Raw genomic sequence first — 15540 nt, forward strand, 5'->3', positions numbered from 1 at the left:
GGACGTGGGGTGCCGGGCGGCGTCACTACAAGGTATCGGCGGGCTGCTACGCCGGTACATGGCGGATCGCTGTTTCGATCCGGGGCGGCATCCAAGGCCACGAGTTTCGCTACGACAACCAGTCTGGCACCGTGAACGTACCGACCTCCGTGTGTCATCCGAGATTCTGAGAGGCAGGGCCATGGCCGACGATGAGACGATAACCCCGGTCAGCTACCCGATAGATCCGAACAACCCGCCCGAGTTCCCGGGCAAGCTTCCCCGAGACTTTTCCACGCCGTTGCGTGAACAGTTGCAAGCGATGGCGGAAGCGGTCAACCCGTACCTCGGGCCGGACCACAAGGTCATCCGGGCCCTCATCGACGCTTCGCACGAGATCACCGCCGTGACGTTCCCCAAGCAGGGTGGTTACGCTGAGTACACCCCCGAGGGGTGAGAGACTTCGCGGACCACCGGGCACGTGGCCAAGCTGCGGCGCGATCTGTCGGTGTAGGGCGCGAGCACCGAAGGGTGCGGCCCGGACGCCGGAAACGGCCGGGCCGCACCATCATTCGCGAATACCGTCGTCCACGAGTCCCGGCATTCACGTATTTCGCGGCCGCGAACTCACATGCGCTGCGCCGAGTCCGGGCTCGGGTGCTGCGTGGAGTGCGGCATCGGGTGCGGCATCAGTTCGGCGGCCCACGCCAGCATCAGCCGCCAGTGGTTGTCCCACCACTTCGCGAATTGCGGTGAGGTGAGCTCCGGCGGCGGGGCCTCGCCCGGGAACAACAGCTGCTGATTGGGCCCGACCACCGGCGAATTCGGTTCGGGCAGTGGGGGAAATTCGGTCGAGGGGCCCGCGGCGGCCGGACCCGGGGTCACCTTCATCAGCTCGGGGGCCTGCTGCTGATGCTGATCCATCCGGTGGCTTCCGGCCGGGCCCCACAGCATCCCCGCCGAATCGATCGGCGCCGCACCGGGCGCATCGGACGAATGCGAGGAATGCCCCGAGAGCGACTGTGGCCGTGGCGATCCGGCGGGAGCGGGCTGTGCGGCGGGCTGCGGGGCCGGGACCGCGCGATGCTGCTGCGGGGTGGCGTTCGCGGCATCGGCCAGATCGGGTGCGGTACCCGGCCGCGAGCCCGAGGTCGCCTCGTACACGCCACCCACGACCAATCCACCGGCCAGCACACTGGCCGTGGTGACCAGCGCCGCGGCACTGCGGGACACCCGCGGACGCCGGACCTCCACCTCGGGCTCGGGGTGCACGGCCAGCGCCGCACCCGCCGCCGCGGCCACCGCGCCGATCCGGCTCGCGATGATCGGCACGTCGAATCCGTCGGCCAGGCTCGCCTCGACCACCGAGCTGCGCGCGCGCGAACCGATCGGCACCACCGCATCGGGTTGCACGCCCGCGGCATCGAACTGGTCCCACGCCGCGGTCACCGCCGGACGCAGGGATTCCTGGCTCAGCGCCGACCCCGACGCCGCGATCGAGGCCACCACCCGATCGCGCCCCGGCGAGATCAACGAGAAGCACTGATATCCCCGAACCACCTCGCAGATCAGCAGATGATCGAATTCGCCCGTCCACGGCATCGCCCGAGCCAGAGCCAGATGGGCGGACTTGGCCGAGACCATCGACGCACTCCGCCACGGCCCCGCGGCCAGACCCGTCACGATCGCGCGCCGCTCGGCCGGATCGCGATAGGTGACCGCCACACCGGCGATCTGCTGATCCGTGCCGATCTTCTCGGCCAGCGCGTCGAGCGCGGCCTCGACCGCCCGTGCCAGGTCGACCCTGCCGTCACCGATGGTGAACGTCCGCTGGATCAGCAGCCGGTCGGACAGGGCGCCGTCCCCGTCGGACAGGGCCACTGCGTGGACCGCGCCACGCTCGGTGCAGACACCGAAGGTCACCACAGATCGTGCTACCACTGATCATGCCTTTCGACGTGCCGGTGAAGCCGGGTTCATGCGATACGAACTCTGCACATCACGCGCGGAACTGCACGACGCGGAATGCTGGGTTCAGAGCAGAGGAGTCGCGTCGATGCACGCGTACTCGGTATGTCTTCGTCACGACATCCGGCCCGGATGGGTCGTGAGCCGCAACGAAACCGGAATCCGACGGCGCAGCCGCGTGTCATCAGCGTGTCGCTACCGCTAGCCTGGTGGACGTGGTGGAAGCGCGCACGGCCCCGAGGTCGAACCGACGTCCGGACCCGGCGTTGGAGTTGCAGGACGACCCACAGGAGCTCATGCCCCGACGCCGCCCCACCCAGGAACGCAGCAAACGCAAATTCGACGCGCTGCTGCAGGCATCCCGGGAATTGCTGGTGGAGGTCGGATTCGAGTCGTTCACCTGTGAGGAGGTGGCGGCGCGCGCGGAGGTGCCGATCGGCACGCTGTATCAGTTCTTCGCGAACAAGTACGTCATCGTGTGCGAGCTGAACCGGCAGGATCTGGTCGCGGTGACCCGCGAGCTGTCGGATTTCAACGGCGAGGTCCCGTCGATGGACTGGCTGCGGCACATGAACAAGTTCGTGGACCACATGGCCGATCTGTGGATGACCGACCCGTCCCGGCGCGAGGTGTGGCTGGCCATGCAGTCCACCCCGTCCACCCGCGCCACGGGAACCATCCACGAGAAGGAGTTCGCCGAGGTCGTGCAGCAGATGCTGCGCCCGCTGATGCCGCGTACGCCGCGCGCCCGCCGCTCGATGATGGCGCAGGTGCTCGTGCACGTGGTGTATTCGATGCTGAACTTCTCCGTGCAGGACGGCCTGCGTCACGAGGACGCGGTCGGCGAGCTCAAGCGACTGATGGTCGCCTATCTTCTGGTGGCGGAGAAGGAATCCCGCACCGGCGGCCAGCGCCAGCCGGAGGCCTGAGGCCCCCGGCCGCGCGCGCCGAACCGAAAACGGTTGCGGCTAGGACCGTTCGATGAGATCGGCCAGTTCGCCCGGATCTTCCAGGACCACCATGGCCGCGGCGGTGTCGCCGTCGTGGGTCAACGACAGGTGCACCCGCACGCGCGGCAGGAATTCCGCTGCCAGGCCGTGCAATTTGATGCTGGGGCGGCCCCAGGCGTCGTTGACGACCTCGATCAGCGGATAGGGGTTGTCGCCGATCTGCGGGCTGCGGGCGAAGCGAGAGGTGGCCCATGCCTTGAGCACCGCCTCCTTCGCGGCCCACCGCGCGGCGTAACTGCGTGCCGGATCGGTGCCCTTGCTCTGGCAGTAGCGCCGCTCACCGGCGGTGAAACTCTCCCGCAGCATGGTGGTTCCGGCGCGCTCGAGTTGTTCGGCGAATTCGGAGATGGTGACCAGGTCCAAGCCGATACCCAGGATCGTCAAGGCGAACGAACTCCTCGTCGTAGTGCGGGGGTGAGAGTGCGGGCGACGTGAGACGGACGGGTTGTCCCACGACCGTTTCCGCCGCGACTACCCGCCGACCTTACGGGATCGGCGCGCCGTCGCGGCGGAAACGAGTTGGTGTGCGACCCGGCGTCGCTCCTCCCGCAGGAGTCACGACGCCGGGTGCGATGTTTCGTTATTCGGCGAGAGCGCCGGTGCTGCAACCGCCCTGGGCCAGATACAGCCCGTCCGAGCCCAGCCGCGCCTGCTCGGAGAGCAGCACGTCGGCCTCGAGCTGACGGGACTGCTTGGCCGGGGTGCCGTCGCCACCGAGCCGCCGGTCCGCCGGACGCTCGTACATAGGCGCACCGCCGCACATCGCCTCGGTGAACCGCTGCCGCCCGTTCAGCCGGCGCTGCTGCGCCCGCTGCTGGTAGTCCTCGCGACGCTCGGGGTCGATCGCCTCCAGGAATGCCTGCGGATGCACGATCGCCAGCAGACCCGAGACGTGCCCGAAGCCCAGCGAGGTGACCAGACCGGCCTTGAGCGCGAACCGATCTCCGAAGTGCAGCGGCTCACGCGCCCACACCAGGTGCGGGTACTCGCTCATCTTCTCGTCGACGCAGTCCAGGCTGCGGTTCGGCGGGACGACGCCCTGTTCGAGCACCTGGCACAGCCCGATCATCTGGAACGCCGCCGCACCGCCCTTGGCGTGCCCGGTCAGCGACTTCTGCGACACCACGAACAGCGGCGCGCCCTCCGAGCGTCCGATCGCCGTGGCGAGGCGCTCGTGCAGCTCGGACTCGTTGGGGTCGTTGGCGCCCGTGGAAGTGTCGTGCTTGGAGACCACCGCGACCTCGTCCGGCGTGACGCCCAGCCTGCGCAGCGCGGCCGCCAACCGGGACTCCGGACCGCCCCGGCCCGCGCCCAGCGCACCCAGGCCCGGCGCGGGGATCGAGGTGTGCACGCCGTCGGCGAAGGACTGCGCGTAGGCGACCACACCGAGCACCGGCAGGCCGATCTCCAGCGCGACGTCACCGCGAGCCAGCAGAACCGTTCCGCCGCCCTGTGATTCGACGAATCCGCCGCGGCGACGGTCGTTGGCGCGGGAGAAGTAGCGATCGCTGATTCCCTTGGCGCTCATGGCCGCCGAGTCCGCGGTGGCGGACATGTCACCGAAGCCGACGATGCCCTCGATACCGAGATCGTCGTAACCACCGGCGACCACCAGATCGGCCTTGCCCAGGCGGATCTTGTCCACACCCTCCTCGACCGAGACCGCCGCGGTCGCACACGCCGCGACCGGGTGGATCATCCCGCCGTAGCTGCCGACGTAGGACTGAACCACGTGCGCCAGAGCGACATTCGGCAGAGCCTCCTGCAGGATGTCGTTGGCCCGCGGCTCACCGAGCAGGTTGTCGATGTACAGCGAGCGCATCGAGCTCATGCCGCCCATACCGGTGCCCTGGGTGTTGGCCACCAGCGACGGGTGCACCCAGCTCATCAGCTCGGCCGGGCTGAAGCCCGAGGACAGGAACGCGTCCACGGTGCACACGATGTTCCACAGCGCGACCCGGTCGATCGAGGCGGCCATATCCGCGGAGACACCCCACTTGGTGGGATCCCAGCCGGTCGGGATCTGCCCGCCGACGGTGCGCGAGAGCTTGGCCCGGCGCGGCACCCGAATCTCGGTGCCCGCCTGGCGAATCACCTGCCAGTCGCTCGAATCCGCGACGGGCGTGATCACGGTGTGCTCGGGATCCGCGGCGTGGAACGCGCGGGCCTCGGCCTCGCCGTTGACCACGAAGGTCAGATCCTTGTCCAGGAACACCGAGGTCAGCAGCGGCGCGGTGTTCTCGGCCATGGCGCCGTCGTCGCCGTAGCGACGGATGCCGCAGCGCTCGACCACGGTGTCGTGGTACTGCTCGGCGATCTCCGATTCGTCCACGTACTCACCGGATTCGGCGTCGTACCAGCCCGGCTTCGGGTCGTTCTCCCAGGTGACCAGACCGGTGGTCCAGGCCAGCTCCAGCACGCCCGCGGCGGACAGCTCGTCGGAGACCTCGATTTCGAAGCGGGTCCGCGCGGAACCGTACGGGCCGAGCTCACCGGCACCGACGATCACGACCATATCTTCGAGATCCGCAGTGACCGAACCCCATTCGGGCGTCGGCAGGGCCGAGCTCACAGTGGGCGGGCAGGGCAGCGCCGCGATGGTCGGAGCCGAATCCCGCTCGTCCGCATCGGTTTCGGCCTCGGCCTGCTCGCGGGCCTGCTTGGCCAGCTCGGGCAGGTCCAACTTCGCGCTGGCCAGACCGCCGGTCAGGTCGATCTGCTGCGGGCCGGATTCGCTGACCACGCGGGCCTGTCCGGTGCACCACTGCAACAGCTGCTCGGCCATCTCCTCGGTCGACCAGGTCTGCACACCGGCCTGTTCCACGGCCTCGACCAGCGGATCGTTACCGCCCATCAGGCCGGTGCCGCGCACCCAGCCGATCAGCGCGTGCACCAGGGTGACCCGCGCGGACCAGGCCTTCTCCGCATGCCACTTGGCGACCACCGCGTCCAGGGCGGCCTTGGCCTCGCCGTACGCGCCGTCCCCGCCGAACATGCCGCGGTTGGGCGAACCCGGAAGCACCACATGCAGTTTCGCGTCGACGTCGTGATCCGCGCCGATCGCGGACAGTCCGGCGATCAGCCGCTCCACCGACCACAGCAGCACCCGCATCTCCATTTCGGCGCGAGCGCCGGCGTCGGAGAGGTCACCGGCCACGCGCGGTGCGGCGAACGGCAGCAGCAGCGTCGGGGTCATCGCTGGCTTGACGAGAACCTTTGCGCCACCGGCATTGTCGACCTGCTCGTTGCCGACCCACTCGATCAGGGCGTCCACGTCGGCGTAGGCGGCCATATTCGCGGGCACCACCCACAGCGCCGCGCCGTGGCGGGCGTTGTCGCGGTAGAGCCGCTTGTAGAAGGCCAGGCGGGCATCGTCCAGCTTCGAGGTGGTCACGATGACGGTCGCGCCGCCACCGAGCAGCCGCGCGGCCGTGGCCGCGGCGATGGAACCCTTACTGGCGCCGGTGATCACCGCGACGTCCGAGGACCACACGCCCGGCTCGACGGTGTTCAGCGCCGCCTCGGCGATCCGCTCGTACTGTGCGGCGAGCACCGAACGGGCCTCGCCCATCGCGCGCTTGCGCCACCAGTTCGCCTGTGCGGCAACGGCTGCGCCCGCGCCGACGAAGCCGTCGACGTTCTCCTCGCCGTCGCTGCCCAGCCACAACCGGGCCAGATCCTCGCGAGCGGTCGCCCAGCGGTCGTCGATCAGCACCGCGCGGCGGGCGTCGAAGGCCGGAGCGACCAGCCGCGGCCAATCCGAACCCAGTTCCGCGGCAACGAGATCCACCAACGACTCGTCCGACGCCTCGGGCGCGGAGATCCGGTCGGTCAGGCCGAGCTGATCCAGCACCACCCGAGCCGCGGTGGCGAGCACGCCGTCACGTCCGGTGATCTGCTCGGTGAACTCACCCAGCGCGGCCGCGTCGACGGTCGCACCGCCGCCACCGCCGGCCGTGGGCAGCGAGACCGCCACTCCGCGACGCGCGGCGACGGCCTGCACGGCCGCGTCGATCGCGGCGTCCACGGCCGCACCGTCACCCAGCGCGCCGGATACCAGCCCGCCCAGGTCACCACCGCGGATGCTCGCGCCCTCGCGGGTGCCCAGGGACACCTCGGCGGTGACGTGGTGGGCCCAGCCGTCGCCGAGCTCCCAGACCTTCTTCACCCGCTCGGCGATCGCGGCGGGCCGCTTACCGGACGGGCCGAACACCTTGCGCAGATGATCGCCGATCGCATCGGACAGCACCGAGCCGAACGGCTTGTAGGTGCGGGCCAGACGATCCACCGTGGCCGACAACGCGCCCATATCGGCGTCGGCGGCGCCGTCGATCGCGCCCAGGGACAGTTCCGAACCCAGGTCGACCAGCAGCTGGTTGCGGCGCGAGGACACGCCGTCGCACAGGCCCTCGATGGTGTCCACCGGGCCGATCTGATCCATCCGCAGCTTGGTCCACAGCGCGATGAGCACGCGGGTGGCGTCGGCGGCGGTGAAGGAGATGTCGTCGGGGCGCGGGCCGCCGGACGGGGCTGCCGGGGCAGCTGCCGGGGCTGCGGGAGCCGCTGCGGCAGTGGCGGTTTCGGTCGAAGCCTCGACCTCTTCCGGCTCGTCGACCGGGGCGGGATCGGTGTCGGTGGAGTACACCACACCGGACTCGCGCTCGATGTTGAGCACCTCGACCTTCGCGGTGCCGAACTGCGGCAGCTTGAGCGTGTTGGTCGCCAGGTTCGCCACGGTAGGCGTTGCGGCCAAACCGATTTCGACGAACCGCTCGACGCCCAGACCGCCCTGCTCGGGATCGCCGAACAGCAGATCCTGGGTCTCGATCCACCGCACCGGGCTGGCGAACTGCCAGGCCAGCAGCTCGATCAGCACGACCCGGCACAGCTCGGAGGGCCGCGCGGACCAGCTGTCCCAGTCCGCCAGCACGGCCGCGAGCGGCTCGGACGGCACGTAATCGGCGATCTCGGCGATGAATTCGCGATCCAGCGAGAACGGCCGCGGCACCAGGTTCGGGATGTAGCGTCCGATGAGCACCTCCGGGTGCAGCTCCTGCGGCAGCAGCTCCTCGAGCTTGCCGCGGAACTCCGGAACACCCTTGCGCAGCACGGTCGAGTGGAACGGCACGTCGATGCCGGGCACCAGGATGAACGCCCGCTTACCGCCGAATTCCGCACGGCGACGCTCGATTTCGTCCTCGAGCAGCTCGAGTCCCTTGACCGTGCCCGCGATCGCGTACTGCGCGCCGCGCAGGTTCAGGTTCACGACCTCCAGGAACTCCCCGGCCTGTTCGCTCACGCTCGCGACCCAGTCGATCACCTCGGCGTCGGGCAGCCCGATCTGCGACGGGCGGATGGCGGCCATCCGATAGTCGCTGCGGCCCTGGTCGTCCCGCGGCACCAGCTCGTGCATGGCCGAACCACGCTGGAACACCACCTCGAGCACCGCTTCGAGCGGCAGCACACCGGCGACGGCGGCCAGCGCGTTGTACTCGCCGACCGAATGTCCGGCCAGCATCGCGCCCTCGACGAACGCGCCCGCCTCACGCAACTCGGCCACCTGCGCCACCCCGAGGGTGGCCATCGCGACCTGGGTGAACTGCGTCAGATGCAGCACGCCCTGCGGGTGCCGGTACTCCACGCCGCGCGCCTTGAGGTAGGTCGGGTTGTCCCGGACCACGGCCAGGATCGAGAAGCCCAGCGCCTCGCGGGTGTGCTTGTCGGCGCGCTCCCAGATCTGCTTGGCGGCCTTGGAGCGGGACCGCGCATCCAGGCCCATCCCCTTGGCCTGAATGCCCTGTCCCGGGAAGGCGTACACGGTCTTCGGCGCGGCAAGCCGCCCGGTGCCCGTCATCACCAGATCACCGTCGATACGGCAGGACACCTCGACGATCTCGGTGCCCGCGTCCACCGCGACCCGCTCGACGCGCACGTCGATCTCCGCGCCCGGCCGCACCATTCCCAGGAATCGGGTGGTCCAGGCGGTCAGGCTGCGCGGCGGCAGCGGGGAGGAGGGATCGATCGCCGAGACCGCGTGCTGCGCGGCCGCGGACAGCCACATGCCGTGCACGATCGGGCTGCCCAGACCGGCCAGCTTGGCGGCGTTGTCGGAGGTGTGGATGGGGTTGTGGTCGCCGGAGACCGCCGCGAAGGCGGCCATCGCGCGCGGAGCCAGAATCGTCACGTCGCGGCGACGGCGGCGCGGGGTGTCGGTCGCGTCGTCCGAGACCGTCCCGGCCGCACGCGGCGGATCGGTGAGCTCGCCGCTGCCGTTGCGACCGCGAATCGCGAAGCGCTCCACCAGCTTCGCCACGGCCGGAGTGTCCAGTCCGTGGTCGCGCATCACGCCGACGGTGACGCTCACCTCGACGACGCGACCCAGATCGGTGTCGAGCACCGCACCGGACTCCGCACGCACGGCCAGCACCGCGTGCTCGTCGGGCAGCACGTCGGCCAGCTCGATCCGGTGATCGAGGTGGACCAGATCCAGCATGCCCTCGATGACGCTGCCGCCCTGTTCGGTGCGGGCCGCGCCCAGCACCGCGAAGACCGCGGGCCAGCAGGCGCCCACCAGGACGTCGGGCACGATACGGCCGATGGTGCTCAGCGCGGCGGGCAGACCCGAGCCGGTGACACCGGCGTGATCGGCGATCAGATCCGGCGACCAGGCCAGATTCACGTGTGCGACGTGCGTGCCGTCGGCGGACTTGACCTCCGGCAGCGCCTGTCCGGCGGCGACGGCCAGCAGCGCCGACATCGCGGCCGCGGCGTCGTCCTCGGCGACGACCGGCGCACCGCCGTTGTAGGCCGAGGCGGGCACGGTCAGCCGAATCCGCACGCTCGCACCGGCTTCGGTCTCCCGGCCGGTCAGGCGTGCCAGCGGCACGGCCAGCTCGACGTACGCGTTGTCCGCGTCGGGACCCTCGACCGCGGCCAGCGTCGCACCGGTGGAGCGGTGGTAGGCGCCCTGCTCGCCGACGGTCCAGTCACCCGGATCGCCCAAGCGGTGCACCGGGTTCGGCGCGGTGCGCCCGGCCCACTGCACGTCGGGGGCGGCCAGCACCAGGTCGATGGCGCCGGCGATCACGTCGGCGCGACGGCGGCCGTCCACGGCGCGAGGTGTAACCCCTTCGCGCACCAGCGAATACGCGGTGTCCTGCTCGAAGCGGTCGAGCAGTTCGCCGACCGGCTCGTCCACCCGGGTGATACCCGCGACCGCGACCGTGCCGGGGATGACGCACACCTGATCGGCGGAGTACCGCGGATCGTGCGCCTGCCACAGCGAATCCGAACGCCACCAGCGACGCACGTCGCCGTCCACGACAGGCACGAAATTGACCGGCTTACCCGGGGTCTTGCACAGCGCGACGAAGAACGGCACGTCGGCGGGGTGCAGCACCGCCTCGGCGGCGGCCGGGTACTGCTCCTTCAACGTGCAGATCGCCTGCACCGGAGCCTCGAACGCGTCGTCGCTCGCGAAAAGCGTTGCGATCTCGCCACGGTCGGCCGGGTTGAGCCGGGATTCGGTGCGGCGCACCATCTCCGCGAACCGGTCCCGCCAGGTGATGTCCAGCCACACCGAGCTGGTCGCGTCGGTGATCGCGTCGCCCAGATCGGTGCCGCAGTCGAAGTCCTTGCGCCGGTCCAGGCCCACCGCCAGCTCGACGTAGCGCTCGAGCCACTCCAGGTAGGTCATCGTGACCAGATCGCCGAAGTACGGCTTGGCGGTGCCGTTCAGCGCGGCGATGATCTCCTCGCGACGCTCGGCGACCGCGTCGGCGTCACCGGCGACATCGTCCAGCAGGCGGCCGGTGCGCGAGGCGGCGTTGTCGATCTCGTGGATGTCCGCGCCCAATTGGCTACGGCCCGAAGCCATTCCGCCGGTCGCGGTGCCCGCGCCGACCCAGTCCGGGGTGCCGGGGGTGTCCACCAGCAACTGCTTGACCTCGGGTGCGGTGGTGGCCTCCAGGGTCGCCATCGCGGCGGTGCCGACCAGCACGCCGTCCAGCGGCATCGCCGGGTAGCCGTACACCTGCGACCAGCGGCCGGTCAGGTACTCGGTGGCGCGCTCGGGGGTGCCGATCCCGCCGCCGACACAGACCACGACGTTCGCGCGGTTGCGCAGTTCGGCATAGGTGTCCAGGAGCAGATCGTCCAGATCCTCCCAGGAGTGGTGGCCGCCGGCGCGCCCGCCCTCGATGTGCATGATGACCGGGTAGTCCGGTACGGCGTCGGCGATGCGCAGCACAGCGCGGATCTGCGCGACGGTGCCCGGCTTGAACGCGACGTGGCTGATGCCGACCTCGGTCAGTTCCTCGATCAGGGCGACGGCCTCGTCCAGCTCCGGAATTCCGGCGGTGACGATCACGCCGTCGAGCGGGGCTCCGGCCGCACGAGCCTTCTGCACCAGGCGCTTACCGCCCAGCTGCAGCTTCCACAGGTACGGGTCCAGGAACAGCGAGTTGAACTGCACCGAACGTCCCGGGTGCAGCAGGGTCTTCAGATCGGCGACGCGATCGGCGAAGATCTGCTCGGTCACCTGACCGCCACCGGCGAGTTCGGCCCAGTGGCCCGCATTCGCCGCGGCCGCAACGATTTTCGCGTCGACCGTGGTGGGGGTCATCCCCGCCAGCAGGATCGGCGAGCGGCCGGTGAGCCGGGTGAACGAGGTTTCGACCACGACCCGGCCGTTGGGCAGCCGAATCGGCTGGGGCGCGAACGTCGTCCAGGCCGCGGCGACCGAGGGGGCCGCACCGGGGGTGAACAACGCGCGCTGGCCGGGCCGGGTGGCCGCGGCGACGATGCCGACGCCGGTGCCCTTGAGCGAACCCTGGGTCAGGCGGGTCAGCAGATCACCCGGGCCCAGATCCAGAATCCATTGTGCGCCTTCGGAAACCGTGCTCTCGACGATGGACACCCAGTCCACCGGATCGACCAGGATCTGCCGGGCGAGTTCACCGGCGAGTTCGGCGTCGATGCCGCACTTGTCGGCCCAGCCGGACACCAGATCCACGGTCTCGGCCAGTGCCGGGTGGTGGAAGCCGATCTCGACCTCGACATCCTCGAACACCGGCGCGAACACCGCGCCGCCGCGCTTCTTGGCGTCACGATCGCGGGTCTGCTCGTCGTTGATCTCCGCGCAGCGCTGCCGCACCCGGTCCAGCTGGGCGACGGTGCCGGACAGCACCACCCGGCGGCGTCCGTTGCGAATGGACAGCACCGCGGCCGCGGCCGGATCCACGCCCTCGGCCACCTCGGCGATGATCGCCTGCAGCTGTTCGGGGTCGACATTGGACACCGCGACCATCGGGGACTTCTCGCCGACCGGGATCAGCCCGCGACGGCGCGCCACGAGAGTCGCTGCCGCACCGATCAATTGGGCCGTGGCGAGCAGTTCGGCATCGCGCGAGCCGTTCTCCTGCGCGGCCTTCGCCGCCAGCAGGCCCTGCGAGTGCCCGACCACCGCGACCGGCGCGTGCTCGGCCGGATCCAGCCCCTGCAGCCGCAGCGCCCGCAGCGCGGCGACCTGACTCAGGAACACACCCGGCATGGAGACCGCGGCCGAGCGCAACAGCTGCGGCGAGGGTGCGCCGGAGATCTCCTCGGAGTCCTCGTCGGCCAGTTCGTCCTCGAGCATCCAGGCCACCGGGTCGAAACCGACCGGCCGGACCACCAGCAGCTGCGAGGCGACCGGCCCCAGCAGCGTCGCGGCCTCGTTCACCAGCGCGGTCAGCTCGGGCTCCAGGGCGCTGTCGCGCCCGATCTCCTCGAGCTCGCCCAGCCACTGCGCCCCCTGGCCGCCGAAGGCCAGCGCATAGGCCTCTCCGGCCAGCAGCCGGTCCACAAGCGACGACTTGATACCCGTGTCGGGAACCCCCCCGGAGACCTTTGCGGTAGATCCGGTCCCGGTGCTCTCGTTGATCGTCAAGACGTTCGACTTCCTACTCGTGGTGGCTCGCCCCTGAACTCGGAGCCGCACCTGGTGTGCACACCGCACTCCTCGGCCCTGAGGACTGATCTATGGCGAGGATGGCACAAAATCATGAGGAAATCCTCACGTTTGCCTCGTACCCCCACGGCTACCGTTGAGTATTTCGGCACGACCGTACAAGAATGCCGCCAAACATGACCCTCCCTCACGTTTGAACCCGCTGGTGAGGCCGGTAACCCCCGTTCAGAAAAGTTGAGGGGCCCTCATATTGACCGTTATGCAATCGTTATAACTCCAGGTGGTGTTACCCACGAGTACGAAACGCCGATCCAGCGCTTCGCTCCAGCCGCCACGCCCGGTAGAGTTTGGACGGTCGTACCAGCACGCGCGAGTGGCGAAAATGGCAGACGCGCTGGATTTAGGTTCCAGTGTCCTGACGGACGTAGGGGTTCAAGTCCCCTCTCGCGCACAAAGACCGGTCACCGGTGAGACATCTGCGTCGAGCGTGCTCGAGACCTACCAGAGCACGCGGAGGCGACTGTGAGAATGTGTCCGACCCGCAAGGACTCCCGGCGGATCTGCCGGAGACGCCACTTCTTCATCCTGGCCCACGCGGCCGTCGGGCATCCCGCGGGAGGGCTCGCATGATCGAGCCGATCGTGCCCCCACAGGGCACCCTGCACGAGATTCTCCACCGCTCGGCACCGACGGCTACTGCCCCGCCGCGCACGGACCTGCTGTACGGCATCTCGACGGTCGGTGAGCCGGACGTGTCACGGATCGGTGTCTGTTCGCCGCGTTGGGCTGGGCACCGGGAACTCGCCTGTCCCTCACTGTCACCGAGCAGCGCCTTCTCGTTGCCGCACCCGTGGCGGGCGGGCTGGTCGCGATGCACGACGGCTTCCTCCGCATCCCGTACCGGCTGCGCCGACAGGCGGGCCTGGCGATCGGAGACCGAGCGCTGCTGCTGGCCGACCCGTCCTCTGCATCGCTCGCTGTCCACGCCCCCGTGACTGTGGCCGAACTACTCACTCCAACTCTGCGTGCACTGAAGGAGGCGAACCGATGAAGCAACACCAGTGGCCAGTGGCCCCCGAGTGGCCCCCGGTGTTTTGCGCCGCTCGCCGCCGGCCGCCGCGTACGAACTCGGTGACGAGCAAGCGCGATAGCGCTGAGCACCAGTGCGGCAGGGGCGAGGAGTTGGCGGCCGAGATGCTCGCCCGAGAGCTGGATCCCGAAGAGGTACTCGGGCCGGGGCGTCGCGTAGTTCTGACGGCGGGAGTTCAGGTCCACCGCCTTTACCGCGACGGTGGCCATCGCCTGGCACCGGGCCTGCTCCAGCTCGGGGCGGTGATCGCAGGCGCTCCGCATTCGCTGTTCGAGCGCGGTGTCGACGGCTCGGCGCGCCCACGGGCCCAGCGGCTGCCCGTGGGCGTCGGCGTAGCGCAACATGTCGTAGCCCAGGTCGTGCGCCTGGCACGCGGTCTGGAATTGGGCGGGCAAGCGCACCGGCGAGGAACATTCGCCACCCGGATCGACCAGCAGCCCGTCCGTGATCACCGGCCGGTATCCACTTTCGTCGGCGAAATCCGTCGGAATCGCGACCGTCCCCGGATGTGCTCCGGTCAAGTCCGCGACAGCCGCACGGGCTGCGGGATTCTCCGCACCCGCAGAACCCACGGCCGCCCCGGCAACCGGCTGCGGGACAACGAACACCACGAGAGCCCCGAGCATGCCGAGCGCACCGAGGCCCGCCAACACCTGCCTCCGCCGCGATTTCCGGGTGGCCCCAGCTAGGGAACGAGCAGCGCCAGGGCGGCGAGAACGCCCACGACCGGGACAGTTCAGCGCAGCCACGGCACGAAGGCGGCGCGCGACAGCAGGAACACGGCCGTCGGTCTCCGCAACGGGTGCGTGATTGCTGACATCGTGCGGGAGTGTCGGAGCCTTCAAGTGCAAGATCGGATCCCCAGGGTCTCGGTGGCGGCGGTGGTCGTACCTCCAATTTCCCTGTTCGGCGGTACCTGCGACAGCAACCCTCGAGTTACTCCCGGCCCCTCGAGGGTGGGCAGGATCTCACCCCAGGGTGCGGGCCTGGGCGAGATCGCCGAGAGCAGCTGGTGCATGTCCTGCCAGTAGACCGCGAGCACCACCGCTTCGCGGGTCGGGAAGTGCCGGTACAGCGTGCCCTGCCCGACGTCGGCTCGTTTCGCGATCGTATGCAGGCTGACCCCGCCGGAGCCGGCCGAACGGTTGATGATTGACGGAAACCCGTTGCTGCACGGGCTGTCTCGCAGTTGGAACGAGGCCAGTGGCTCGCACCTATCGCGCTCGCAAGAGGTCTTTGGCGGTATTCGAGCGCACGATGTCCGCCCGGCGGGACGGCCGGGTCGGCGAGGAGCCGGAGGCCATCGTCTGTCCCGGCTGTGGCGGGCGGATCTATCCCGGGGGCTGTCTTTTGCGCGCTGATGCCACGCATTGTTCGGCGTTGCCGCCAGCGCGACTATCGCCGCCGGCGGCGCGAAAAAGTTCTCGATCATGACGCACAGCCGTCACCGGGTGACGCCTAGCGTCATGACCAGCGCCGATCATGTCGGCGCCCATCTTCACACTGGCTCGATGTCCAATCTCACCGATCGTGGTTGCGCGTCG

General features: G+C 69.6%; 8 protein-coding genes and 1 tRNA gene. 5 read left to right on the forward strand and 4 right to left on the reverse strand.

Annotated features, from left to right (window positions below):
* Positions 1 to 181: 181 nt before the first annotated feature.
* Entirely contained in the window at positions 182 to 436 is a 255-nt protein-coding gene (locus K7711_RS37180; RefSeq protein ID WP_222975799.1) for a hypothetical protein, read from the forward strand.
* A gap of 170 nt (positions 437 to 606) precedes the next feature.
* Here the strand turns inward: K7711_RS37180 and K7711_RS37185 are convergent, their stop codons facing one another.
* Complete coding sequence (locus K7711_RS37185) at positions 607 to 1920, reverse strand: DUF7159 family protein (RefSeq protein WP_222975801.1); 1314 nt, start codon at positions 1918 to 1920, stop codon at positions 607 to 609.
* Positions 1921 to 2243: 323 nt separating this feature from the next.
* On the opposite strand from K7711_RS37185, the gene K7711_RS37190 reads away from it, so the two are divergent.
* Complete coding sequence (locus K7711_RS37190) at positions 2244 to 2876, forward strand: TetR/AcrR family transcriptional regulator (protein WP_235748388.1); 633 nt, start codon at positions 2244 to 2246, stop codon at positions 2874 to 2876.
* Positions 2877 to 2915: 39 nt separating this feature from the next.
* On the opposite strand, the gene acpS is transcribed toward K7711_RS37190, so the two are convergent.
* Both acpS and K7711_RS37200 read right to left on the reverse strand, forming a co-directional pair.
* Positions 2916 to 3341: a holo-ACP synthase AcpS gene (gene acpS, locus K7711_RS37195; protein WP_040820002.1), complete on the reverse strand. Its 426-nt coding sequence runs from the start codon at positions 3339 to 3341 to the stop codon at positions 2916 to 2918.
* A gap of 196 nt (positions 3342 to 3537) precedes the next feature.
* On the reverse strand, positions 3538 to 12885 hold the full coding sequence (locus K7711_RS37200) for a type I polyketide synthase (RefSeq protein WP_222975803.1): 9348 nt from the start codon (positions 12883 to 12885) through the stop codon (positions 3538 to 3540).
* A 388-nt stretch (positions 12886 to 13273) separates the two neighbouring features.
* Between K7711_RS37200 and K7711_RS37205 the strand changes: the two genes are divergently transcribed.
* The 3 genes from K7711_RS37205 (at position 13274) to K7711_RS37215 (ending at position 14685) form a co-directional block, all read left to right on the forward strand.
* Positions 13274 to 13357: transfer RNA gene (locus K7711_RS37205), tRNA-Leu, on the forward strand.
* Positions 13358 to 13687: 330 nt separating this feature from the next.
* Positions 13688 to 13957: a hypothetical protein gene (locus K7711_RS37210; protein ID WP_222975806.1), complete on the forward strand. Its 270-nt coding sequence runs from the start codon at positions 13688 to 13690 to the stop codon at positions 13955 to 13957.
* A 143-nt stretch (positions 13958 to 14100) separates the two neighbouring features.
* The gene (locus tag K7711_RS37215) at positions 14101 to 14685 is read left to right on the forward strand and encodes a hypothetical protein (RefSeq protein WP_222975808.1); all 585 of its coding nucleotides are present in this window, start codon (positions 14101 to 14103) and stop codon (positions 14683 to 14685) included.
* Between the two features lie 152 nt (positions 14686 to 14837).
* On the opposite strand, the gene K7711_RS49400 is transcribed toward K7711_RS37215, so the two are convergent.
* The gene (locus K7711_RS49400; protein ID WP_222975810.1) at positions 14838 to 15428 is read right to left on the reverse strand and encodes a TetR/AcrR family transcriptional regulator; all 591 of its coding nucleotides are present in this window, start codon (positions 15426 to 15428) and stop codon (positions 14838 to 14840) included.
* Positions 15429 to 15540 lie beyond the last annotated feature (112 nt).

It is taken from the genome of Nocardia coffeae (genome assembly GCF_019890715.1).
In the GTDB taxonomy this organism is placed as follows: Bacteria; Actinomycetota; Actinomycetes; order Mycobacteriales; family Mycobacteriaceae; genus Nocardia; species Nocardia jiangxiensis.